The sequence below is a fragment of the Larkinella sp. VNQ87 genome (assembly GCF_049445795.1).
Taxonomy (GTDB): Bacteria; Bacteroidota; Bacteroidia; order Cytophagales; family Spirosomataceae; genus Larkinella.
Genome location: NZ_JBMSDT010000002.1, coordinates 470,230 through 493,905, shown reverse-complemented (window position 1 = coordinate 493,905; position 23,676 = coordinate 470,230). Strand labels below are relative to the sequence as shown.

Here is a 23,676-nt window from a genome sequence, read left to right as displayed (position 1 = left end):
ATGTCTATTTTAGCAACATCGTTAAAGAAACCAATTTCCGTACTGGTGCTTGTATCGGGGGTATTGTTGTTCTCGATTCTGGCGGCTATGCGGATTCCGATTGATATTTTTCCCCGGCTGAATTCCCCGGTGATTTACGTCATCGAACCGTATGGCGGGATGTCACCCAAGCAAATGGAGGGCTTTTTTGCCACCCGGATGCAGGACCAGTTTTTGTACGTTTCCGGCATTCAGGAAATTCAGAGCAAAAGCGTGCAGGGGCTGACGGTGGTTAAACTGGCGTTTTACGAAGGCACCGATATGGCCCAGGCGGCTGCCGAAGTGGCGATTCAGGTCAACCGGGCCATGAAGTTTTTTCCGCCCGGCGCCTTGCCCCCGCAGGTGGTCCGCTACGATGCCTCGTCGGTGCCCATCGGCGATCTGGTCTTCAGCAGCCCCACGCGCTCGCTGAAAGAAATCCACGAACTGGCCGTCACCCGCATCCGGCCCCTGTTCTCGACAGTGCCGGGTTTGTCGGCCCCGCCCCCGATCGGCACCAACTCCCGGACGGTGGTCATCAACCTCGATCCCGGTAAAATCCGGGGTTTCAACATCTCGCCCGACGAAGTGGTGGAAGCGCTGGCGAAAAACAACGCCATGACGCCTTCCGGAAACATCCGGATCAAAAACACCATGTTCATCACTACACTGAACTCGCTGGAAAAACAGGTGGAGGATTTTAGCAAAATTCCGGTGGTGAGCAACGGGCGACAGATGGTTTTTCTGCGGGATGTGGCCACGGTGCAGGATGCTTCCGACGTGACGGTGGGCTACGCGCTGGTCAATGGTAAACGCTCGTCGTACATTCCGGTCGTCAAAACCGCCGATGCCTCCACCTGGTCGGTCGTGACAGCGCTGAAAGCCAAACTGCCGGAAATGAAAAGCCTGCTGCCCGACGATATCGACGTGTCGTACGAGTTCGATCAATCGGTTTTTGTGATCAATTCCGTCAAAAGCCTGCTGCTGGAAGGTGGTATCGGGGCCGTGCTGACGGGTATTATGGTGCTCTTGTTTCTGGGCGATCTGCGGAGTTCGATCATCGTCATCCTGACCATTCCCATCTCGGTCATTACGGCGGTTTTGTGCCTGTCGCTGGCGGGGCAAACCATCAACATCATGACGCTGTCGGGGCTGGCGTTGGCCATCGGGGTGTTGGTCGATCAGGCCACGGTGACCATCGAGAACATTCATCAGCATTTGGAAATGGGCAAGCCCAAACGACAGGCCATTTACGATGCCTGTCAGGAAATTGCCCTGCCGCTGCTGCTGATTCTGCTCTGTATTCTGGCGGTTTTTGCTCCTTCGTTTATCATGTCGGGGGTGCCGAAAGCGATGTTTCTGCCGCTGTCACTTTCCATCGGTTTTGCGATGACGGTTTCGTATTTCCTGGCGCAAAGTCTCGTGCCGGTGTTGGCTAACTGGATGCTGAAAGACGAACCGCACCACGCTCCCGCAACCGAAGGAGTTTACGCCACCGAGGTGCATGCCACACAGCAAACGACCACTCGCTTTGACCGGTTCAAGAATGGCTTTGTGCGGCAGGTCGGCGGCATGATGCGCTACAACCGGCTGCTGATCGGGCTGTATTTCATCGGAGTGCTGGTTCTAGCCGGATTTGGTTTTTCGATCATCGGGAAAGATTTATTGCCCCAGATCAATTCCGGGCAGATGGTTATCCGGATGAAAATGCCCGACGGCACCCGGCTGGAGCGCACCGAAAAGCGTGTCAAGGATTTGCTGACTCTGATCGATGAGGTGACGGACGGCAACCTGGCGGTTTCGTCGGCCTACGTGGGCGTTGTGCCGACCAACTACGCCACCACGAATTTGTACGTCAGCACGACCGGTTCGAACGATGCCGTTATTAAAGTTGGGCTGAACAAGGAGTATCGCGTCCGGATGGACGACATGAAGGAAACCCTGCGGGAAGCCGTCGCCGAGCAGATGCCCGAAGTCACGCTCTCGTTCGAACCCGCCGACCTGACCGAGAAACTGATGAGCCAGGGGGCCAACACGCCCATCGAGGTGCAGGTGGCCGGGCGCGACATGAAACAGATTGAAGGCTATGCCAACCAACTCGTGGAGCGATTGAACGAAGAGCCTTTTTTGCGGGATGTCCGGATTGTGCAGCCGCTCAAATTTCCGGTCATCAACATTCAGCTCGACCGGCAAAAGCTGGCCATGATGGGCCTGAATCTTCAGGAAACCGCCCGATCCATCACCGCATCGACCTCCTCCAGCCGGTATACCGAGAAAAATCAGTGGCTCGACGAAAACTCGGCCTACACCTATCAGGTCCAGGTTCAGATTCCTGAATACGCCATGCAGAACCTGAGTCAGTTGCAGGAAGTTCCGCTGGTAGCGGGTCAGCCCCGGCCGGTTTTGGCGGATGTGGCGACGTTCTCTGTCGATACGCTGCCGGGCGAATATTCGCGCAGTGGCCCCCGGCGGTTTGTGACGGTAAGCGCGAACGTGTACAAAAAAGACCTGGGAACCGCTACGCAAGCCGTGGAAGCAGCCGTTGCCTCGCTGGGCAGTCCGCCGAAGGGCCTGGTGGCCCAGGTCAAAGGCATGTCGTCGCTGCTGACCGAGACGCTGAGCAGTTTGCAATTCGGCCTGTCGGTGGCCGTCGTGGTGATTTTCCTGCTGCTGGCGGCCAATTACCAGTCGTTCAAGTTGTCATTTGCGGTTTTGTCGACGGTTCCGGCCGTGATTGTCGGTTCGCTGGCGATGCTGTTGCTGACGGGTTCGACGCTCAACCTGCAATCGTACATGGGCATCATCATGTCGACGGGCATTTCGGTGGCCAACGCCATTCTGATCGTGACGAATGCCGAGCGGTTGCGCTGGCAATACCGCGATGCCCATCAGGCCGCCATCGACAGCGCCGGAATCCGGTTGCGGCCGGTGCTGATGACCAGTTTTGCGATGGTGGCCGGGATGGTGCCGATGGCGCTCGGCACCGGCGAAGCGGGCGAGCAGGTGGCTCCGCTGGGCCGCGCCGTGATTGGTGGGCTGATTGCTTCCACGGTGGCGGCTCTGTACATCGTGCCGCAGGTCTATGCCTGGTTGCAGAAAAAAACGCCTTTCAACGACCCATCCCTGATGCCGGAAACGGTTTAACGCATTCTTTTAATCCATTCAAATCACATTCTGAAGCGGTTTTCCATGAAAACAAACCTTCTTTATATCGGTCTTCTGGCGGTCGTCTCGGGCGGACTGTTAACGGGCTGCCACTCGGACGAGCAAACCGGTGAACGAAAAAAACGGACCAAAAAACCGGTTCCGCAAACCTACCAGGTTGGCGAAGTGCTGGAGCAACGGCTGGCCCCGACCATCCAGTTACCGGGCGAATTCAGGGCGTTTCAGGAGGTAAACCTGTACCCGAAAGCCAGCGGTTTTGTCGAAAAAGTGCTGGTTGACCGGGGTTCGGAAGTCCGGAAAGGGCAGACACTGATGGTGCTGGAAGCGCCCGAATTGGAGGAGCAACTGGTGGCGGCTCGCTCGAAGTACCTGAAAGCCAAAGTGATGTTGACAGCCAGCCAGGACCATTACAAACGTCTGCTGATCGGAAACCGGGTGCCGGGCTCGGTGTCGGCGCTCGATCTGGAAACCGCCAAATCGCGGCTGATGGCCGACAGCGTCGCCCTGGTCGGTGAAAATGCCAACTTTCAGGCCTTACAAAAGCTTTATTCGTACCTGGAAGTGAAAGCTCCGTTCGATGGCGTGATTACAGAGCGGAATGTCCATCCCGGCGCGTTGGTGGGTTCGGGGGCCAAACTGGATCGGCCAATGCTGGTCCTGCAACAGCATGACCGATTGCGTTTGCTGGTCGATGTGCCGGAAACGTACGGGAGTCAGGTGCATCGCGGGAGTGGCATCGCTTTCACCGTCAATTCGTTGCCCGGAAAAGAGTTTCAGGGAAAAGTCAGCCGGATGTCGGGCAACATGGACCCGCAGTTCCGCTCCGAAACCGTTGAGATTGACGTATCCAATCCGCGACGCCAGTTCAAACCCGGTATGTTTGCCGAAATCATCCTGTCGTCCAACGGTGCGCCCGAAACGCTGGTGGTGCCCTCGTCGGCCGTCATTACCTCAACTGAGCGGCAGTACATCATCAAGCTGGACGACGGCAAAGCGAAATACATCGAAGTAAAACAAGGCCACAAAGAAAAGGGCCTGACCGAGGTGTTCGGCGGTATCCGGGCCAACGACAAGATCATTGTCAATGCCCGCGAAGACATTGAAGAAGGAACCGTGATCAATTAACCGGCCGCACAATTCTATACCAGCCAACCGGAATTCTGTAACACCGAACCGTGTTCTATTCCTGATCTTTGCAGTACTAATTTTTCAATCACACGATCATGGAAAAGCTCACGTTTAAAACCAATATCAAGTGTGGCGGCTGCGTCGCTACGGTAACGCCGTACCTCAACAAAGTCGCCGGTGAAAACAACTGGCAGGTCGATACGCAGGATCCCAATAAACTCCTGACCGTCGAAGGGGCCACCGCCCAGCAGGTGAAAGAAGCCCTTCAGGAAGCCGGGTACAAAGCCGAACCGCTATGAGTACGCCGACACCGGCGGTGGCACGAACCACCCGGTCCGGGGCCACGGCCAAACCGGTGCGCAAGACGTACCCGGTTTTGGAAATGACCTGTGCAGCCTGTGCCGTCAGCGTTGAGTCGATGCTGAAACACACGCCGGGCGTTGTCGACGCGGGTGTCAACTACGCCAACCAGCAGGCCTGGGTCGAATACGACCCGAAAGCTGTCACGCAGCAGGATTTGCAGAACGCGGTCCGGTCGATTGGCTACGACCTGGTCGTCGACGCCGAAGACCCGCAGGAAGTACAGGCCGAAGCGCAGCAACGGCAGTACGAATCACTGAAAAACCGCACCCTCTGGGCGGCTGGGCTGTCGGTGCCGCTGGTGGTGATCGGGATGTTTTTCATGGACATTCCGTACGCCAACGAAATCATGCTGGTGCTGGCTGCGCCGGTCGTGTTCGGGCTGGGTCGATCGTTTTTCGTCAACGCCTGGAAACAGGCCCGGCACGGCAAAGCCAACATGGACACGCTGGTGGCTCTGTCGACCGGGATTGCCTTTCTGTTTAGCACCTTCAACACGGTTTTTCCTGAATTCTGGCACCGACGCGGCATTCATCCGCACGTCTACTTCGAATCGGCGGCTGTGGTCATCACCTTTATTCTGCTGGGAAAACTGCTCGAAGAACGGGCCAAATCCAACACTTCCTCGGCGCTGAAGAAGCTGATGGGGCTGCAACCGAAAACCGTCCGGGTGGTGGAAAACGGCCAGGAATCGGACATTGCAGTGGCGGCCGTGCGGGTGGGTCAGGAGATTGTGGTGCGGCCCGGCGAGAAAATTCCGGTCGATGGTATGGTCGTTTCGGGGACATCGTTCGTCGACGAAAGCATGATTTCGGGCGAGCCGGTGCCGGTCGGGAAAAAACCGGATGAAAAAGTCTTTGCCGGAACGATCAACCAGAAAGGTAGCTTCCGGTTTCGGGCCGAAAAAGTGGGAGCCGACACCATTCTGGCGCAGATCATCCGCGCGGTACAGGACGCCCAGGGCAGCAAGGCCCCGGTGCAGAAGCTGGTCGACCGGATTGCCGGAATTTTCGTGCCGGTGGTCATCGGGATTGCGGTGCTGACGTTTGTAGTCTGGATCATCTTCGGCGGAGAAAACGGCTTTGCGCAGGCGCTGCTCACGTCCGTAACGGTGTTGGTGATTGCCTGCCCCTGTGCGCTCGGACTGGCGACGCCTACGGCCATCATGGTCGGGGTGGGCAAGGGAGCCGACAACCAGATTCTGATCAAAGACGCCGAAAGCCTGGAACTGGGGCACAAGGTAAACGCCGTGGTGCTGGACAAAACCGGCACGATCACGGCGGGAAAACCGGCGGTAACGAACCTGGAGTGGCAGCGTCCCGACGCTTCCGAAAAAGCAGCGGTTTTGTTTGCGCTGGAAAATCAGTCCGAACACCCGCTGGCCGAAGCCGTGGCCGAACATTTGAGCGGGTTGCCGGACAAAAACGTGGCGCTCGAATCGTTCGAAAGCCTGACGGGCCGGGGCGTTTCGGGTCGGTACGAAGGCGTTGGCTACGTGGTGGGAAACCGCCCGTTGCTGCACGAACGCGGGGTTGCGATCAGCCAGGAGGTGGAACAGCGCGTCCGGCAACTGCAGGCCGAGGCTAAAACCGTGGTCTATTTTGCCGACGAACAAAACGTGCTGGCGATCCTCGCCATTGCCGATCCGATTAAGGAAACCGCAAAAACCGCCATTCAAACCCTAAAAAACCGGGCTATTGCGGTGTACATGCTGACGGGCGACAATCCACAAACCGCTGAAGCCGTGGCCAAAGCCGTTGGAGTAACGGATTTTCGGGCCGAAGTAATGCCATCCGACAAAGCCGCTTTTGTGCAGGAACTGCAAACGCAGGGCAAGGTGGTCGCGATGGTGGGCGACGGGATCAACGACTCCCAGGCGCTGGCCCAGGCCGACGTGAGCATCGCGATGGGCAAGGGCTCCGATATTGCGATGGACGTAGCCCGGATGACGCTCATTACCTCCGATCTGGGCCGGATTCCGAAGGCACTGGAGTTGTCGCGCCGGACGGTCCGCGTGATTCGTCAGAACCTGTTCTGGGCGTTCATTTACAACCTGATCGGGATTCCGATTGCCGCCGGGATTCTGTACCCGTTCAACGGTTTTCTGCTGAACCCGATGCTGGCCGGGGCCGCGATGGCGCTCAGTTCGGTGTCGGTGGTCAGCAACAGCCTGCGGCTGCGCGCGGTCCGGTTGTAACTTGCTGAATCAATGTTTACCCGCCCACGGCTCAGGCCGTGGGCGGTTTTGTTTTTACGGCATCACCTGTTTTACGCTCCACTGTTCCACGATTTTCTCGTTTAGCAACCGAAAAATGTCGTAGAACGTAGCCGGTTTTTGCAAAAATTGACCTGCTGACTGGACGACGACAAAATTGCCCTCCGCGATGGTGCGCAACACGGTTTGAACCGTCAGCCGGTCGTTCTTTTCAGACAGATACTTTTGTAAACCATCCAAACCGTTAGCGATTTCGGGGTGGTGCTGCATCAGCTCAGGAGCGACGAAATCGGCAAGCCAGTCAAATCGGTGCTCAATAAAAACCGGTTGGAAAAACCGCCCGACGATGTCTTTGTTCCGTTCGGTCATGGCATGGTCCTCGATCTCGGTCGCGCCGTTCAGCATCGGGTGGCCGTTCGGGCTGGTTTCGGGCTGGTCTTCGATGGCGTCCCAATGCTCGACCATCTGCCCATTTCGGAGCCGGAACAGATCGACCACGGCTTTCGGCTGGCCGCCCAGCACAAAGCTTAGGTTTGTTACCACGTACTCGCCTTCCGCAATCAGTCGCAGGAAGGGTTTAGCCGGAGAAGCCGGTTTTGGCAGTTGGCTCATGTACCGGAGGGCTTCCAGCAGCCCGGCTTTACCCGGTTTTACGGTCGGGCTGTGCTGGATGTAGTCGTCGGCAGTGATCTGTTCGGCGTAGGCCAAATCGCCGTTGGCGAGCACACGCCGGTAAAAATCGCGAACAATCGCTTTGTTTAATTCTATCTGTTGCATATTGATTATCAATAAAATAGTTGGAAGAGAAGCCTGAAAGGCTTGACGTTGGGTAACCTCGTACGGAGTGCGGGGAAGAGCGCGAAAAATCTACCTACCGGTTTGCGGTGGACGTTTTCGGCGCTGAGGGGTAGTATGGGAGGATTCTGATCTTCAGGCTGGCAAAGATATACGCTAAAGGTACTCATTGCAACCGGAGTGCCCCAAACCGGCCGAAAATGGGGCCAGTTTGGGAATTTGACCGCTGCCTTAGCGATGCGCCCGCCGGTCGGCTTCTTCGGCGGTTTGAAGGGAAATCAGGCCGTTTTGTTCGGTAATTTTCCGGTGCGTTTCGGGGTAAAAAAGATAACTGGTCTGATCGCGGATCATGAGCCGGAGCAGTTCGCCGTAGAGGTGCATTTTCTGGTGGTCAAAACCATACCGGATTTCGACTTGCTGGGCGGCTTCAAACGCCTTGTGCCGCCCGCGCGCGCTGCGGTCTTTGCCTCCGTAGTTGGCCGAGATGTCCAGCACCGCGCCCGGAAACAGGTCCATCAGGGCACGGGTTCCGGCTTCGTCGACCAGTCCCCGGATTATGGCCCGTGTCGGCACCCACTCGAACAGCGTGACATCGCCCCGCTCGAACAACAGCCGCATTTCCTGCCGGTCCATCCGGCCCACCTGCGTAAAACCGTGGTAGAAATTGACCAGCGAATCGCCGTACCGTACCGTGGCCTGGACCTGATCTTCGAGGTCCGTGCCGGGGCGTTTGCTGACCTGCGCGGCTTCCACTGTTCCTTCACCCAGCCAACCCGCAAACAGGTCGAAAAAGTGAACGCCGTGTTCGATAAAGATACCGCCACTCAACTCCCGGTTCCAGAACCAGTGTTGCGGCCCAAGTCCTTCGTCGCCCGCGTAGTTTTCAAAATACCCGTGCAGAAACTCGCCCAGGATCTGCTTGTCGATCAGGGTTTTGATACGTTCGAACATCGGATTGTAGCGTTGCATCAGGTTCGTGATCATCAGCAACCCCCGGCTTTCGGCAAAGGCAACCATCTCGCGGCCCTGCTCGGCGTTCATCGCCAGCGGTTTTTCGCAAATGACGTGTTTCCCGGCCCGGAGCGCCTGCATCGACTGTTCGTAGTGCAGAAACGGCGGGGTGGCAATGTAGACGATGTCGAGGTCGGACTGGGCCAGCAGTTCGTCGATGGTGTCGAAATGTGTGGCTCCGAAGCGGTTGGCGGCCCGGGTGGCTTCGTCGCGCTGCGAACCGGCAATGCCGACGAGTTTGAGGTGCGGACTCTGGAGAAAATGCTGGGCGGCAAACAGGCCAAAACCGCCGAAGCCGATAATGCCCAGGCCGAGTTCTTTTAATTCACTCATGTGCGTCATCAGGTTGTAAAGTGTGCAAGTCGGGGGAATGGGTTGCTGAATGACCAGCAACCGGTCACGCCCGGTTTAAGTAACCACAAATCCCGTAAACTGTTGACGCAACCGGTTTTTCATTCTTGAACGGCCTGCCGATCGGCTTTCTGACCCGCCTGAATGAGTTTGAGGGTGTAGACGAGACTGAAATCCCGGCCGGTCAGAATGTCGTCGTAGCTGCGTTCGACCGGGAAATCCGGTTCCACCGTAAATCCGTTGGCATTCCGCAGGTCGACGGCGTGGGGCATCCGTTTCAGCGGAATCCGGACGCGCAGTCGGGAATGGGGCAGCGTGACGGTTTTGAATTGTCCGGCAAAATCGCCCCAATACGCGCCCCCGCAGGCTTCGCCCACGAACGTGCCGACCCGCTGGTTCAACGAATGCGCCAGCACCGAAGCTGTGGCCGAATACGACGCGCCATTCATGAGAAAATACAGGTTTCCCCGAAACGCATACCGGTTTTGCGGCTGGTAGGGTCGGCCTGAAAACCGCTCGGTGTAATAATGAGCGGAATCTTTTTTGATGAAAACCGGAAAAAGCAGCCACGACACCGGATTGTACCAGGGTGCCACCACGCGCCGGTAGCCCGGTTTCATGGTTTCGCGACCCATTACGCGAAATGGCTCCGGGAGCCAGTAGCGCAGAAGCCGGGCCGAGTTGACGACAGCCCCTCCGCCGTTGCTCCGCACGTCGACTATCAGATTCCGGATTTGCTTCCGGTCGATCTCGCGAAAAGCCCGCCGAAGCTGGCGCTTGTATTTTCCCGTCAGAAAGCCCAGCCAGTTGCCGCTGAACGTCGAAACGCGCAGCACGGCGGTGTTTTTCAGGCTGTCGATCACCGTCACCGACAGATTGGGCTTGAGATTCAGTTCTTTCCGGTAGCGTTTCATTAGGTTGGCATCCAGAACCTTGCTGGTCTCGCAGCGGACAAAGCGGGCGCGAACCAGCGTATCGCCGGGCAGTCGGTAAGTGATCTGCACCGAATCGGCCGGGCCAAACCAGTTGCGGTAATAACTCGCAAACCCAATCAGGCTCCGAAACCGGCGGCCCGTGCGGTTGTCGCCGTCGGACCCGCTGCGGTCGGTGTCCTGGAGCAACTGGTGCAGGTCCGCGATGGGTTGCTGGTCGATGGCGAGCAGTTCGCTGCCCCGAACCAGCGACGAGTCGGGCGTCAGGTCGTGGGAGAGGTAATACCGCTCACCTACTTCCCGGATGTAAAACGGCATCAATCGGCGGTTTTTGCCAAACTCCTGTTTTCGGTGCCCCAAATCCGAATGGCCGTCTTTCAGGCTGGTAATCAGGGGCGTGATGGTTTGGTAAAACGCCTGATAAGCCAGCGGTCGGTCCAGTCGGTGGGTCACCGAGTCGACCAGCCGGTCGTAAGCGGGTTTGGGTAGATAGTAACCCAGGCCGGGATGCAGTTGTTCCAGTTTTTGGGTCAGGTACTGTACGTCGGCGCGGGCCTGGGCGGGTTGCAGGGTTTGGGCTTGAGCAGCCGCAATAAAACGAAAAAATAAAGTGAAAACCAGGATGTACCTCATAATGTTATGGCGGAAACGAGCTAAAAATAAACAGAAGATAGCTTGTTCGAAATCCTGTCAGCAGTCGAAGACACTGACAGGATAAGTTGGGGATGACCTACCTTAGCGCTGTCAGGATCTTCGACCGCTGACAGGGTTGCGCCAATTGTAATTTGTGTCGGTAAGCCGGTTGGTTTAGTACTATACGTCATTCCTTTCACGCCCTGATTTTGGCGGTTCATCACTTTTTTGTCCTGCCGCATGAGGGGAAAGCCGACCTTTGTTGTCATTCGGAAACAAGGCACCCAATGTGCCGTGCAGTCTACAACCATTCTCTATGAAACAATTCGTACCAATTTGCCTGCTGCTAATCCTGATTAGTGCCGCCAGTTGGGCGCAGGAAAGCCCCAACCCGGCCCCGGTGGTCCGGCGGACAAACGAACAGGTGACCGTGAGCGGTTACATCAAAGATGCAGCCAACGGCGAGGGCCTGATCGGAGTGTCGGTTTTTGTCAAAGAAACCAACTCCGGCATCACCACCAACTCCTACGGTTTTTATTCGCTGACGCTCCCGGCCGGAACCTACAACCTGATTTTCACGTATGTAGGGTTTGCCAAAGAATACCGTACCGTCGATTTGACCAACGACAACGTCCGGCTAAATATTGAATTGAAAGAAGAAGGCCGGGATTTGCAGGAAGTGACGGTTTCGACCCGGCGCGAAGACGACAATGTGAAAGACATTGCGATGAGCGTCAACACCGTCGAGATGAAGACCATCCAGAAGATTCCGGCCCTACTGGGCGAGGTCGATGTGATCCGGAGCATTCAACTGCTGCCGGGCGTGTCGACAGTCGGCGAGGGTGCGACGGGCTTCAATGTGCGGGGCGGCAACGTCGATCAGAACCTGGTGCTGCTCGACGAAGCGCCGGTCTACAACTCCTCGCACCTGTTCGGGTTCTTCTCGGTGTTCAACCCGGATGCCGTCAAGGATGTGAAGCTGGTCAAAGGCGGGATACCGGCCCTGTACGGCGGGCGGATTTCGTCGATCCTCGACGTTCGGATGAAAGAAGGGAACTCGAAACGGACGACGGTTTCGGGCGGGATTGGCCTTATTTTCAGTCGGTTGACGTTGGAACAGCCGTTGTTTAAAGACAAGGAAGGTCAGGCGCGGGGCTCGTTCATCATCGCGGGCCGGCGCTCCTATGCCGATATTCTGGCCAAGCCGTTTCTGACCGGCGACCTGAAAGGCTCCCGGTTTTTCTTCTACGACCTGACGGCCAAAGCCAATTACCGGATCAACGACAAAAATACCATCTACGCGTCGGGTTATCTGGGCCGCGATGTGTTCGGAGCGGATTTTGGCTTCAACTGGGGCAACACCACCACCAGCCTCCGCTGGAACCACGTTTTCAGCGATAAACTGTTTCTGAACACGACGGCTTTTTACAGCAATTACGACTACATGCTCGACAGTGACCTGAAGCGAACCAATCCGCAAGACTACTTCAACTGGAAGTCGAGCATTATTAATTATAGTCTGAAACCAGATTTTACGCTTTTCCTGAAAAACAACACGCTGACGTTTGGCGGCCAGGCCATCATTTACGACTTCCGGCCGGGGCTGGCGAATGCCGCCAGCGGGGGCGAGGTTCGGTCATTTGGGTTGGAGAGCAAGTATGCGCTTGAAACTGCCCTCTACATCGGCAACGAACAGCAGGTTTCCCGGCGGGTGCAGTTGCAGTATGGCCTGCGGTATTCGTTCTATAATTACATCGGCCCCGGCGAAGCGTATGAGTTTGAAACTGATGTGCCCGCCGGTCAGCGCCGGTTTCCGGTTTCCACCACGAAATACGACCGCAACGAGAGCATCCAGACGTACGGCAACTGGGAACCCCGATTTTCGGCCAAGTACGAGTTGAACGACCTGAGTTCGCTGAAACTGAGTTACAACCGGCTGGCGCAGTACATTCACCTGGTGTCGAACACCACGGCGTCGACGCCCCTGGATGTCTGGACGCCGTCAACCAACAACATCAAACCGCAACTCGCCGATCAGATTGCCGGGGGCTACTTCCGGAACTTCGGCCCCAGCGGCCGGGAGTTTGAAGCGTCGGTAGAGGTCTATTACAAATGGCTGCAAAACCAGATCGACTACATCGACGGGGCCGATCTGCTGCTGAACAAATACCTCGAAGGCGATTTGATGAACGGGAAAGGCCGGGCTTATGGGGCTGAGTTTTATTTGAAGAAAAACCGGGGCGATTTGACCGGCTGGGTAAGCTATACGCTGGCCAAAACCGAACGGCTCGTCGACGGCATCAACAACAATCGCTGGTTTCCGACGCGTTTCGACAAGCGGCACACCCTCAATGTGGTGGCGCTCTACGACCTGAACAAACGCTGGAGTTTCTCGGCCACGTTTGCATTCGCAACCGGCACACCGGGCACGTTCCCGACCAATGGCTATCTTTTCCAGGGGTATCTGGTGCCGCATAATGCGGAAAACTCGCGCAACAACTACCGGATTCCGCCCTACCACCGGCTGGATTTGTCGGCCACGCTGCAAAACCGCAAGAAAAGGCCGGAGCAGAAATGGGAAAGCAACTGGGTGTTCTCGGTCTACAACGCTTACGCCCGCAAGAACCCGTTCTCGGTGTTTTTCCGGCAGGCCGAAGACAAACGAACCGTCACGCTGAACGGCGAGCAGACCCAGATTCCGGTGGCCGAAGCGATTCGGTACTCGATATTCGCGACCATTATTCCCTCGGCTACCTACAACTTTAAATTCTAACGTACCGTACCCCCGGACTTTAGTCCGGGTGAGTTTTATAAACCAAAGAGGAGGTTAACTCAAAAACCCGGACTAAAGTCCGGGGGTACTTGAAAGCCATGAAAAATACACACATCTTCGGTTTTTCGATTGTTCACATTCTCCTGCTCGGCCTGCTGCTGCTGGGCATGACGTCCTGTGAAGACCCCATCGACATTAATCTGCAAACCGGTCCCTCGCAACTGGCCGTCGACGGCTGGTTGACGGATGAACCGGGTCCGCAAACCATCAAACTGACGCGAACCACCGGCTATTTCGATGCCGCGCAACCCCCGGCGGCCCTTGGCGCTACGGTGATTGTGGCCGACGAAGACAGTGTGATTCACGAGTTTGTGGACGTGAAAAACAACGGCAATTACGTCTGGACGCCCAAAAACGGCGAGAAGTTTGGCAAGATCGGTAAGCGGTATTTGCTGGGCATTCGCTACGAAGGGCAGGAATACTACGCCATCTCGGAAATGCGCCGGGTGCCGCCGGTGGATTCACTGGTGTTTCGGGAGGAAAAACCGAATCCGTTGGAAAGCCGCACGGCGTTTCAGGCCGAGTTTTACGCCAGGGACATTCCGGGCGGAACGGATTATTACTGGATTCGGACGTACCGGAATGACAGGCGGCTCGATGCCACCAGCAACATAGTCGTTTCGTACAACGGCTCGTTCAACGGCTCGGCCGATACCGATGGCTTATTGTTCATCCAGCCGATCCGCCAGTCGATCAACATCGACAGTCTGTACAACCGGAACGATCAGATCAAAGTGGAGGTGTTGTCGATTACGCCGGATGCGTTCTATTTCTTCCTGCAACTGAGCGAGCAAATCAACAACGGCGGCTTGTTTGCCTCCCCACCCGCCAACGTGCCGACCAACATCCAGAACCGCAATTCCAGCGGCCCGAAAGCCGTCGGTTTCTTCGGCGTGTCGGCGATGAGCAGCCGAACCGCGAAAGTGGAGGACGCGAATATTCGGGAGGAGTAAGTATAGGTAAGGAGAAAATGTGAAAAAAGTCTAGACTACATTGGAGTCTGGCGTGCTGAAAATGGCTCAGACAAGCAGTTTTGAGCAGCGCTATCCGAAAATTCAGAGACAGACCTTCATGCAGATGATAAGTTTAAACGGCGGGTTCAATTAGCCTCAACCCGGTGTAGAGACAGAGAGAAGAATTAAAACATAGAATATTATGACAATCAAGCGGAAATGGCAGAAGTGCTCAGACCGATAGATGAGACAGAGCGGATTGGCGTACTCAGGGTTTCTTTTAAAACAACTGGATCCGCTGTAAAACAGCGGATCCAAAGTGGCAAGGCGGCCTGCGCTTTACAGATTCATGCCGCCGGTAAGTTCAATGCGCTGCCCGTTTACCCATCTGGCCTCATCACTACAAAGAAAAGCGACTACTCCGCCAATATCTTCCGGAGAGCCAACACGTCCAAGTGCGGTAGCATTTGACACGAAAGCGCGTAATTCAGGCGTATCCCGCATGGCCCCACCACCAAAAACCGCGCCCGGCGCAACCACATTGGCAGAAATACCTCTGCTTCCCAGTTCCAGCGCCAGAAACCTGGTATACACATCCAAAGCGCCCTTCATAATTGCATAAGCCGACACACCCGGAAAACTGACGCGCGAAACAGCGGAAGAAATGTTGATGATCCGGCCGCCGTCGGCGAGCAGATTCAGTGCCTTTTGCGTCAGGAAATAGACACCTTTCAAATGAATGTTCATCATCTGGTCAAACTGCGATTCGGTCGTCTCTGCCAAAGAAGCAGAGATGCTCGTACCGGCATTGTTGATCAGAAAATCAAATTTTGCTTTTTGGAAGTGGGATTCCAATGAGCTGGACACCTGCTCGAAAAAAGCGTCAAAGTCAGAGGTAACAGTTGTGTCAAGGCGAAGTGCAAGCCCGGCACTGCCCAACGATTCAATCATTTTAACTGTTTTTTCCGCTTCGCTCTGAGCATTAAGATAAGTAATGATAACATTAACACCCTGTTTGGCCAGACTCAGAGCGATGTCCTTTCCGATGCCCCGGCTGCCGCCGGTTACGATTGCAATTTTGTTTGTTGTCATAGGAGATTTGTATTGTTTTAGACAATGCAAATCTCCCCCGGATAGCGCGATCCAAGTTTGTCGGATACAATCAGATTTATGTATAATTCAAACCTTCACATCCTTTCGAAAGGAGCCGGGCGAAACATGCGTCTCAGCTTTAAAGAATTTAGCAAAATGGGCAAAGTCGGAAAATCCGAGACTTTCGGCGATCTCTGCAATTGTCCAGTCTGTATGGCGAAGCAATGACTTGGCCTCCTGGGTTATCCTGCTCGCAATCAGCTCGGTGGTGGTCAAACCCGTGGTACTTTTTAGCGTTTTATTAAGGTGGTTGATATGAAGCCCAAGCTGATCAGCAAATTGGTTGGCTGTGCGCAACATGATCGTTTGCTGCGGGCTCTCAAGCGGGAATTGCCGGGCCAGCAAATCCAAAAACAAAGAGGTAATTCTCGCAGCCGCGCTATGATTGGGACTGCGCAGCGTGGATGACTGTAATTTCTGACCCAAATGGATCAACTCCAACGTGTAAGCTCTCAGAAGATCATATTTGTAGGCGTAGTCGGAACCGATCTCCGAATCCATAAACCCGAAAATCTGTTGGGTACGCTCAATGTCCAGATCCGATAAAATAAAGACCGGATGCTGCGCAGATTTAAAGATTGGCAACTCGTCCAGGATCACCCCGCTTATCATGGGATTGAGGAAATCAGCCGTAAAGACACAAAACCGGCCGGTTTGTCTGCCCATAGGCAACCAGTAGCAGGGACTTTTCGGAGTCGAAAATATCAATGTCGGATGCACGATTTCGATGGATTGGTCCGGATAATCCGCCTGAGAGCGGCCAGTAAGAAAACTGATCTTATAAAATGCGCGCGATGCGCAGGAAACGGCAGACTTTTCACGGTTGGTAGGAACGATGTTTTCGAGATTGAATACATTGAAATGCCCCAGCTCCCGTAGAAGCCCATCAGACAGTAATGTATTTAAAGCGGCTGCGTCGCCGTTGGCAAGAGTTTCAGTTAAATCCTCGAACGTCTCTTTCATTATTTTTATGTAAAAATCAAAGATAATTAAAAAGCTGGTCTTGAACGGCCGTCAGACTTTAGAAAATGATGTAAATCAGGTGTTAATCCTCAACCCTCTGCCCTAACCCCCATGCCCTTTGCCCTTCCTCAAAACCGCCATCTAACCTGCAGCTTCATCTCGCTTTTGTGCGGTTTCGGAATTTCGTCCAGGTCGGAACCGACGGTTTCCTGGTCGCGGAAATCGCTGCGGCTCCAGCGCAGCCAGAGGTCCAGGTGTTTGTTGAGGGTGTATTGAAGCAGTAGGTAGTTCCGGAAGCCCTGGTCAGCGTAGGCCGGGATCGAAAAGGCCGACAGCACATCCCGCTCGTAGACGTACTGCCGACTGTCGTAATCGTCGGTGCTGAACCAGGCCAGCCGGGCGTTGAGGGCCAGCCGCCCGAAATCTACCGTAGCATCCTGCACCACCGCCAGCCCTTTTGAGGCCGGAAAACCGACGTAGCGAAAACCGCCCCATTGGACCCTGCTCCGCAGCGACCACACCCGCGAGGGCGCGTATTCGGCGTTCAGGACGTAACTTTTCCGGATGGTCTCGACGGTTTGCTTTATCTGGCTGAGCCGGGTCGGGAGGTTTTTTTCCTTGTGCTCTTCGTGGTAAAGGCCCGAAACCGTCAGCTTTTTAGTGGGTGTATACGTCGCTTGCAGCAGGTAATCAAAGCCCCGCGACGGCTTGTCGACCAAATACTTCCACCACGGAAACCGGTAGTAGTCCAGAAAACCGCTCAGCGTCAGTTTGCGGTAGATGACGTACCGCAGGCCCGTGTAGAGGCCCCGCTCGTTGCTGTTGCGCGTGTTTTCGCCGAACGCATTGGCGTAAAAGCTGTGAAAGTTTCGGGCATACGACCGACCCACCAAAGCCGCATCCAGGCGTTTGGTCAGGCTGGCGACCGCTCCGCCGACAGCCCCAATACCGCCACTGGACGCGCGGGCCGCTTCGCCGAAAAAACTGATGTTCTGCCAGCGGTAACTGCCGTGCAACCCCACAACGGTATTCCGTTTGCCCACAAATTCGTAGCGGTTGTACGGCAAACCCCGCTTTTGCAGGGCTTTGTCAAAAACCGTATGAAGCACCGTCGCGCCCAGTTGCAGCCGCTGGCCTGGATGGTACAGCACATGCGTCCCCAGATTCTGTTCGAGCAGGCTGGCGCGGTCGGCCAGTTCGGCGGGTGTGCGATGTAAGCCGCTGGTTTGGAGCGAACTAATTTTTTCTTCCTGACTTTCGGTATCGACAACCAGGTTGCCATCACGACGGTTGCGGGCGGCCAGAAGCGTTACGTCCCATTGCTGGCTCAGGGTGTAGGTGGCCGTTACGCCCCGCAAAAAACCGTATTCGCTCAACGATGTGTAGGGACGGCTGCCCAGCGACGGCCGACGCACACCCGCGACTGTTTCGGAGCCTTTGCCCAGCGAGAAGCCTGACGCCAGCACCAACCCCTGCCCGACTTGCAGTTGATAATCACCCAGCAGGATATTCCGCCAGCGGCCCCGGTTTTGCAATTGAGCGTGAAACGAAAGGTAGTCGATGCCAAACTGATGCGCGCCCGGTTTCCAGCGAAAGGGTTCGCCGGGGTCCTGTTCCAGCGTGAGTCCGAAGCTGAATTCATGCGGGCGGCTATAACGATACCGCCCATACCACTGCTGCCGCCCACCCGCATAAGGCCGGGGCAAGTTCCCTCGTGCGTCTGGTTCGGCGGGCGAAAAACCTTCCTGCTTTTCGAGAACCTGTTCGACGCGCAGGATTAGGTAATGATCGGTGGGGTTGCGCAGCGAAAACCGCCGGGTTTGGTTATCAACGGTGACAAACGGGAGCAACCGGCGAATGGTGGGCAGGTCGAACCCCGGCACGGCTTGCAGTTCATAGATCGACAGAAAAGGACCGAGGTTTTTCCGGTGGTCGAACAGACTGTTGAGTTGTCGTTCGGTCAGGAGCAGGGTAGCCGCCAGTTCGTCGTGGGTGGCGGTATTCAGGTCGAGCGGGTTGGCGTATAACTGGTACAGGTTTTCGTAAACCGAAGCATAATCGATGCCTTCCGTTTGTACCGGGAATAATTCCTGCATGAATGCGCTCAGGTTGGTTTCGCGCCGACGGTATTCCTGCGCCCATCCGAGCGAAGGGAGCAACAGTAAACCGCCGATCAGCCAACGGGTACAACAGGCTTTCACGGTTTTGTGGCAACTGAGCGGACCGTACCTCCGCCGGACGGCCCCATCCGGCCGAAAGAACCTCTTTCAGTTGCTTAGACGAAAAACCGGGTCCGAAGACACACTGCCCCGCAGCAACTATTCGTTCTGAATGACCGCAATGAGTTCCTGCAGGTTTTTTTGTTGCCGTTTGTTTACTTTTGGGTATTCCATTTTCAGGCTCTTCAACTCGTCGGCCAGAATTTTGGCCACGATCAGCCGCATGTTTTTCTTGTCGTCGGCCGGGATGACGTACCAGGGGGCTTTTTGGGTGGCGGTTGCGTTGATGGCTTCTTCATATACCTGCATGTATTGTTTCCAGAAACCGCGTTCGACCACGTCCTGATCGTCGAATTTCCAATTTTTCGACGGGTCTTCAATCCGGTCGATGAGCCGTTCTGCTTGCTCTCTTTTCGACACATTCAGAAAAAATTTCAAAACCGGAAAACCGTTGTGGTGCAGGTAGGTTTCGAAGTGCCGGAGGTCTTTGTAGCGTTTTTTCCAGACCTTGTCGAGGTCGGCGATCCGGTCGTCAGGTAGCCGCTGGGTCTTGGTTAGAATCTCGGGATGCACCTTGACCACCAGCACTTCTTCGTAATACGAGCGGTTGAAAATGCCGATGGTGCCGCGTTCGGGCAGGTTGATGATGTTGCGCCAGAGAAAATCGTGGTCGAGTTCCTGCTCGGAGGGTCGTTTGAACGAATGGACGCGCAGGCCCAGCGGATTGACCCCGGAGAAAACGTGCTGAATGGTGCTGTCTTTTCCGGCGGCATCCATCGCCTGAAAAATCGTCACCAGTCCGTAGCGGTTGTGAGCAAACATGGTTTCCTGCAACTCGTTCAGTTGGCTTGTCAGCTCGCGGAGCAGGAGTTCGTAGTGTTCTTTGTCGTCGTACAAATCATCAATTTTCGTCGGCTGGTCGGCCAGAACAAAATCGGTGGAACCATCAAAACGAAATTGTTCCGGTTTCAAGTGAGCGATGTCAGGCATATGTGGGTGGTTTTACGGTTTACGGTTTACAGTATTCGGTATACAGTTGTTCGCTGTTCTGTATTCGTTATTCAATATTCGTTATTTAAGGCTATTGTTTTCCCACAAACCGTAAACTGAAAACCGAATACCGAAAATATCAGCGAACCGTCTTGTCCGGGATTCTGTTTCCTAGAAACCGTAGGGCCGGTTTCGGCGTATGTATGGAACTCGCTTTTGTTATACCGGTGTACGGTCGGAATAAAACCTTTAACATCATTCCTATGTTTAAACCATCGTCCTTCAAACCATTGACGACCTGGTTGATGGCCCTGTTGCCGATCGTGCCACTGCTGTCGTGTGGACAGGCGTCGAAACAACAAACATCCGAGCGAAAAACCAAAGTTATGAATACCAGCAACTCACTACCCACGGCCGACGGCCTGGAAAAAGCTACCTTCGGCACCGGCTGCTTCTGGTGTACGGAAGCCATGTTTGAATCCCTGGACGGTGTGGCCGAAGCCGTATCCGGCTACGAAGGCGGCACGAAGGCTAACCCCACCTACAAGGAAGTTTGCACCGGCACGACCGGCCACGCCGAGTGTGTGGAGGTGACCTACGACCCGAAAAAAGTTTCGTACGCCGAACTGTTGCAGGCCTTCTTCCGGAGCCACGACCCCACCTCGCTGAACCGGCAGGGCGCCGACGTCGGCACACAATACCGCTCGGTGATTTTTTACCACAATGACGAGCAAAAGCAACTGGCCGAAACCGTGAAGAAGGAATTGAACGAGTCCGGTGCGTACGACAAACCGATCGTGACCGAGATTAGCCCGGCCTCGGCGTTCTACGTCGCTGAAGATTACCATCAGAGCTATTTTGTCAACAACCCGGAGCAGGGTTACTGTGCCTTTGTGATTGCACCGAAACTCGACAAATTCCGCAAGGTGTTCAAGGATAAGCTCAAAAAAGGTGAGCAGGTGACATCGAGTCACGAGTGAGCCTGGTAAATGCAACAAAACCCCGGCGCAAACCGGGGTTTTTGATTACCTTTCAGTTTATTGCCCGGTAGATAACCGGGCGAAAACCGCCTGCTGGTTCAGTACGGGAGGGGCCGACTTCTGATCCGAACCGACTGGGGTGGCGGTTTGCCTGATTTTGTTGATCAGGTCTTTGGTAGTCACTGGTTGGTGCGACAGAATACCGGCCGCTACTCCGGCTGCAATGGCAGTCGCAAACGAAGTGCCCTGCACAATACCGGGTACGGTTTTCCACTGTCCGTTTTGAAGATGGAATTTTTGAACCGGAATTTTTTCGCCGGGTGCCCAGAAACCTCGGGGGTCCTTTGGCGTAAACACGGAGGGTTGGCCGTTTTCGTTAACCGACGAGATGACCATGATTTGGTTGAGAATGGGCCGACCGGCAAACGGAAACGGACGTTGGGGGTCATTTCCCGCAGCGATCAAAACCAGAATACCGCTTTTGGCGATGCGATCGAATACGGTTTCATATATTTTGCCTTCCAAAGGCCCATATGTAATAATCAGAATATCAGGTTTGCGGGCGATGAGGGCTTCGATCATGCTCAGGATACTCGATGTAGTCAGTGAACTGGAGCGGGCCATCGACTTCACAAAGACAAACCGGGCTTTCGGGGCGCTGATCAGTACCGCCTGGGTAAGTGAAGCGGTGTAATCCGTAAGGTATTCATCCGGCTGTTCAGGGTCGGTGGATTCTGTTGAAATGATTTCAATCTGCTCATCGGGGAGCCAACCCTCAGGCGGCACTCCACCCAGCATGGCAACACGTACCGGTCTTGCGTCCGGGGGAGGAGGCACATACCTGATCAGTCTGCGGATTGGTCCGAAAAGCCGATCCGCTGTTTCGCCCGACAACCCGGCCTGTAAGCCGGAACCCGAAGAGGTCGGAAACGAGAGTTTGAGCTTTTCATCTACCTCTTTGGTCAAGGCAGCGATCTTGTCTTCAATCCATTTCAACGGTTCGGCTTGTTTTGCCATTGATGAATCCTGCTGGATGAGTGCACGCTCCATTTTGTAATATTCCAAGGCTTTGGTCGTGTGTCGCGCGTTTTCGGCAATTTCAGCTGTAACGCGTAGTAAGGCCCGCCAGCGGGGCGTTTTCTGTGCCAGGGTGTCCAGAGTGGCAATAATTTCGGCGTATTTTTCCTGCTCAGGTTGCCGACCCCGCAAAATAAGTCGGTTAAGTTCTTTCACTTTTTTTAGTGCCGACATCAAATCCCGAAACTCTTCCGGTGTAATTGCTTCGGCCTCTACCACTTCTTTGATAAACCGGCGGTGTGCCAGATAGTAAGCAATCCGATCGACAATTTCACTGGTTTTGTCGCTTCCCGCCAGCCAGATTGACTCTCCATCGTCGGCAAGGCTCCCGACAACGACAGACGTGTTACCTTCGTAATTGACAGAAAGCCGCAGACCATTTTTTTCTGAGAAAAATCGCTGGATATAAGCTAACAACCCCGACAAATCGACACCTCCGACATTCATTTTTAGGTCGATAGTTTGAAAAGGCATCCCACCATACCCCAAAGTGATGGGGTGAGCCCGGGCCAAATCCTGCGGTACTTTCCGATCATCAAGTGTCTCTTGCTGCTCCAGATCGAGGGCATTTGCCGTTGTGATCAATTCCTGTTGCAGTTGCGCAAGCCGGGCTGATAACATATGGGCCATAACCATGCCCAGCTTTTCGCCATCCTGACCTTGCACGCTAGAACTGATGATGGTAAATGGTAAAATAACCCGGTTTCCGGTTGGATCGTAAAACGCTTCCCGTAACCGATTGATATACCATACGACTGCCCCGATAAGAAATAGGCCCACCGTGATATAAACCCAAGCTCTGAGAAGAGTAACCATAACAGCGAAAGAAATTTCAACCTACCCAAAAGCACTGGGTTCGCCAGTTAATTTTGAGTAAACGGTCGAGGAAAATACAGATTTAACAGCTTGATAGTGTTGGTGTTAAATGGGTAGAACGACGCTGTTCCGGTTCGTAACGAATTGGCGGTTTAAGCAAGTACACAAAAGCAACGGATTCTGGCGGGTTCCTGATCGAAATGAAGCTGAAGACATACGAATTTCTGCGCTTTTACCAGATGCGAATTACAATGAGGTTGATGAGTGCATTGACCAGAAAAGCGAGCCCGAACGAGACGGCCACCGAAAATTCGGGCAGGAAAAAGGCTTGAAGAAAAAGAAAGGTCGTAAAACCGAGTAATCCCATCACTAGCCCCCGCAAAGCTGTGATCGCGGCATAACTACCCTGAAGAATTTGTGAAAAGACCGCTAAAATCGAGGTTTGAATCGGAAACGGGGTTAGAATACCGCTCCAGCTTGGTCCCAGCACGTTGGCTAAGCCCGTGACGATCAGGACGAATAACGTAGTGATCAGCATCCGGATCGGGATGTCAAACGGTAGTTGCCGGATTTTAGGCGGGTGGGCCGTGGGAACCGGAAAAAACCGCAGCGCCAGGAGAATACATCCCATCACCAGCGCATAACTGACGATTAAATTTAGTTGTAAGTAATAGAAGATCACTGCCGTCACGGTGTAAAAGACATACGCCAGCAGCAGGGTGGAGGGCCAGTTCCGGGTTTGGGAAAAGACCGAGTAGCTGAAACAGAAACTGATCAGCGCCAAAATGCCGGTCATAACGCCCTGGATAGCCTGAATGCCGAACGGTTTGCCTTGTTCCAGAATGAAAAACAACAGGATCGGTCCGGCTACCCAGGGCATGCTCCCAATCACTCCGCCGATTTTGTTGCCCCATTTCCGAATTGCCAGCGTGATCAGGGCAATGACCGAGGGCATTAAGGTGACTTTCAGCAGGAGAATATTCATCGACAACCGGTGCTACTGAAAGCGAAAATAGACCAGAAGTCGGAGAAAAGAAATAGGATTTTGTAATCCCCTGCCAGGGGACGGGCGCTGGCAGGGAAAC

The 23,676-nt window shown here is 54.7% G+C and carries 16 protein-coding genes; 7 read left to right on the top strand and 9 right to left on the bottom strand.

Features of this window, described 5'->3' with window-relative positions:
- The 4 genes from ACO2Q8_RS04690 (at nucleotide 1) to ACO2Q8_RS04675 (ending at nucleotide 6,868) form a co-directional block, all read left to right on the top strand.
- Complete coding sequence (locus ACO2Q8_RS04690) at nucleotides 1–3,162, top strand: efflux RND transporter permease subunit (RefSeq protein WP_423343624.1); 3,162 nt, start codon at nucleotides 1–3, stop codon at nucleotides 3,160–3,162.
- Nucleotides 3,163–3,207: 45 nt separating this feature from the next.
- Complete coding sequence (locus ACO2Q8_RS04685; RefSeq protein WP_423343623.1) at nucleotides 3,208–4,308, top strand: efflux RND transporter periplasmic adaptor subunit; 1,101 nt, start codon at nucleotides 3,208–3,210, stop codon at nucleotides 4,306–4,308.
- 98 nt (nucleotides 4,309–4,406) lie between these two features.
- A complete protein-coding gene (locus ACO2Q8_RS04680) occupies nucleotides 4,407–4,610 on the top strand; it encodes a heavy-metal-associated domain-containing protein (RefSeq protein WP_423343622.1) in 204 nt (67 codons plus the stop codon).
- On the top strand, nucleotides 4,607–6,868 hold the full coding sequence (locus ACO2Q8_RS04675) for a heavy metal translocating P-type ATPase (protein ID WP_423343621.1): 2,262 nt from the start codon (nucleotides 4,607–4,609) through the stop codon (nucleotides 6,866–6,868). Before ACO2Q8_RS04680 ends, ACO2Q8_RS04675 begins: the two co-directional genes overlap by 4 nt.
- 54 nt (nucleotides 6,869–6,922) lie before the next feature.
- On the opposite strand, the gene ACO2Q8_RS04670 is transcribed toward ACO2Q8_RS04675, so the two are convergent.
- From ACO2Q8_RS04670 to ACO2Q8_RS04660, 3 genes are all read right to left on the bottom strand, one after another.
- On the bottom strand, nucleotides 6,923–7,663 hold the full coding sequence (locus tag ACO2Q8_RS04670; RefSeq protein ID WP_423343620.1) for a nuclear transport factor 2 family protein: 741 nt from the start codon (nucleotides 7,661–7,663) through the stop codon (nucleotides 6,923–6,925).
- Nucleotides 7,664–7,912: 249 nt separating this feature from the next.
- A complete protein-coding gene (locus tag ACO2Q8_RS04665; protein WP_423343619.1) occupies nucleotides 7,913–9,025 on the bottom strand; it encodes a Gfo/Idh/MocA family protein in 1,113 nt (370 codons plus the stop codon).
- Between the two features lie 119 nt (nucleotides 9,026–9,144).
- Nucleotides 9,145–10,608, bottom strand: coding sequence for a S41 family peptidase (locus ACO2Q8_RS04660; RefSeq protein ID WP_423343618.1), 1,464 nt, complete (start codon nucleotides 10,606–10,608; stop codon nucleotides 9,145–9,147).
- Nucleotides 10,609–10,924: 316 nt separating this feature from the next.
- On the opposite strand from ACO2Q8_RS04660, the gene ACO2Q8_RS04655 reads away from it, so the two are divergent.
- Both ACO2Q8_RS04655 and ACO2Q8_RS04650 read left to right on the top strand, forming a co-directional pair.
- Nucleotides 10,925–13,381: a TonB-dependent receptor gene (locus ACO2Q8_RS04655; RefSeq protein WP_423343617.1), complete on the top strand. Its 2,457-nt coding sequence runs from the start codon at nucleotides 10,925–10,927 to the stop codon at nucleotides 13,379–13,381.
- A 98-nt stretch (nucleotides 13,382–13,479) separates the two neighbouring features.
- Complete coding sequence (locus ACO2Q8_RS04650) at nucleotides 13,480–14,394, top strand: DUF4249 domain-containing protein (protein WP_423343616.1); 915 nt, start codon at nucleotides 13,480–13,482, stop codon at nucleotides 14,392–14,394.
- 339 nt (nucleotides 14,395–14,733) lie between these two features.
- Here the strand turns inward: ACO2Q8_RS04650 and ACO2Q8_RS04645 are convergent, their stop codons facing one another.
- The 4 genes from ACO2Q8_RS04645 to ACO2Q8_RS04630 all read right to left on the bottom strand — a co-directional run bounded on the left by ACO2Q8_RS04645 (nucleotide 14,734) and on the right by ACO2Q8_RS04630 (nucleotide 19,709).
- Nucleotides 14,734–15,486, bottom strand: coding sequence for an SDR family NAD(P)-dependent oxidoreductase (locus ACO2Q8_RS04645; RefSeq protein WP_423343615.1), 753 nt, complete (start codon nucleotides 15,484–15,486; stop codon nucleotides 14,734–14,736).
- 87 nt (nucleotides 15,487–15,573) lie between these two features.
- Nucleotides 15,574–16,509 (bottom strand): helix-turn-helix domain-containing protein, encoded by a 936-nt coding sequence (locus ACO2Q8_RS04640; RefSeq protein ID WP_423343614.1) that lies wholly within the window; start codon nucleotides 16,507–16,509, stop codon nucleotides 15,574–15,576.
- 128 nt (nucleotides 16,510–16,637) lie between these two features.
- A complete protein-coding gene (locus ACO2Q8_RS04635; protein WP_423343613.1) occupies nucleotides 16,638–18,710 on the bottom strand; it encodes a ComEA family DNA-binding protein in 2,073 nt (690 codons plus the stop codon).
- Between the two features lie 117 nt (nucleotides 18,711–18,827).
- Nucleotides 18,828–19,709: a PPK2 family polyphosphate kinase gene (locus tag ACO2Q8_RS04630; RefSeq protein ID WP_423343707.1), complete on the bottom strand. Its 882-nt coding sequence runs from the start codon at nucleotides 19,707–19,709 to the stop codon at nucleotides 18,828–18,830.
- 395 nt (nucleotides 19,710–20,104) lie between these two features.
- Here ACO2Q8_RS04630 and msrA point away from each other — a divergent pair, with 395 nt between their 5' ends.
- Nucleotides 20,105–20,698 (top strand): peptide-methionine (S)-S-oxide reductase MsrA, encoded by a 594-nt coding sequence (gene msrA / locus ACO2Q8_RS04625; RefSeq protein ID WP_423343706.1) that lies wholly within the window; start codon nucleotides 20,105–20,107, stop codon nucleotides 20,696–20,698.
- A gap of 57 nt (nucleotides 20,699–20,755) precedes the next feature.
- On the opposite strand, the gene ACO2Q8_RS04620 is transcribed toward msrA, so the two are convergent.
- A complete protein-coding gene (locus ACO2Q8_RS04620) occupies nucleotides 20,756–22,441 on the bottom strand; it encodes a S8/S53 family peptidase (RefSeq protein WP_423343612.1) in 1,686 nt (561 codons plus the stop codon).
- A 382-nt stretch (nucleotides 22,442–22,823) separates the two neighbouring features.
- Complete coding sequence (locus tag ACO2Q8_RS04615) at nucleotides 22,824–23,576, bottom strand: hypothetical protein (protein ID WP_423343611.1); 753 nt, start codon at nucleotides 23,574–23,576, stop codon at nucleotides 22,824–22,826.
- Nucleotides 23,577–23,676 lie beyond the last annotated feature (100 nt).

Bases quoted from the DNA above. Each gene is read 5' to 3' on its own strand.
- ACO2Q8_RS04665 (WP_423343619.1), bottom strand. From the start codon at position 9,025: ATGAGTGAATTAAAAGAACTCGGCCTGGGCATTATCGGCTTCGGCGGT.
- msrA (WP_423343706.1), top strand. From the start codon at position 20,105: ATGAATACCAGCAACTCACTACCCACGGCCGACGGCCTGGAAAAAGCT.
- ACO2Q8_RS04690 (WP_423343624.1), top strand. From the start codon at position 1: ATGTCTATTTTAGCAACATCGTTAAAGAAACCAATTTCCGTACTGGTG.
- ACO2Q8_RS04645 (WP_423343615.1), bottom strand. From the start codon at position 15,486: ATGACAACAAACAAAATTGCAATCGTAACCGGCGGCAGCCGGGGCATC.
- ACO2Q8_RS04685 (WP_423343623.1), top strand. From the start codon at position 3,208: ATGAAAACAAACCTTCTTTATATCGGTCTTCTGGCGGTCGTCTCGGGC.
- ACO2Q8_RS04680 (WP_423343622.1), top strand. From the start codon at position 4,407: ATGGAAAAGCTCACGTTTAAAACCAATATCAAGTGTGGCGGCTGCGTC.
- ACO2Q8_RS04670 (WP_423343620.1), bottom strand. From the start codon at position 7,663: ATGCAACAGATAGAATTAAACAAAGCGATTGTTCGCGATTTTTACCGG.
- ACO2Q8_RS04615 (WP_423343611.1), bottom strand. From the start codon at position 23,576: ATGAATATTCTCCTGCTGAAAGTCACCTTAATGCCCTCGGTCATTGCC.
- ACO2Q8_RS04660 (WP_423343618.1), bottom strand. From the start codon at position 10,608: ATGAGGTACATCCTGGTTTTCACTTTATTTTTTCGTTTTATTGCGGCT.
- ACO2Q8_RS04650 (WP_423343616.1), top strand. From the start codon at position 13,480: ATGAAAAATACACACATCTTCGGTTTTTCGATTGTTCACATTCTCCTG.
- ACO2Q8_RS04640 (WP_423343614.1), bottom strand. From the start codon at position 16,509: ATGAAAGAGACGTTCGAGGATTTAACTGAAACTCTTGCCAACGGCGAC.
- ACO2Q8_RS04655 (WP_423343617.1), top strand. From the start codon at position 10,925: ATGAAACAATTCGTACCAATTTGCCTGCTGCTAATCCTGATTAGTGCC.
- ACO2Q8_RS04675 (WP_423343621.1), top strand. From the start codon at position 4,607: ATGAGTACGCCGACACCGGCGGTGGCACGAACCACCCGGTCCGGGGCC.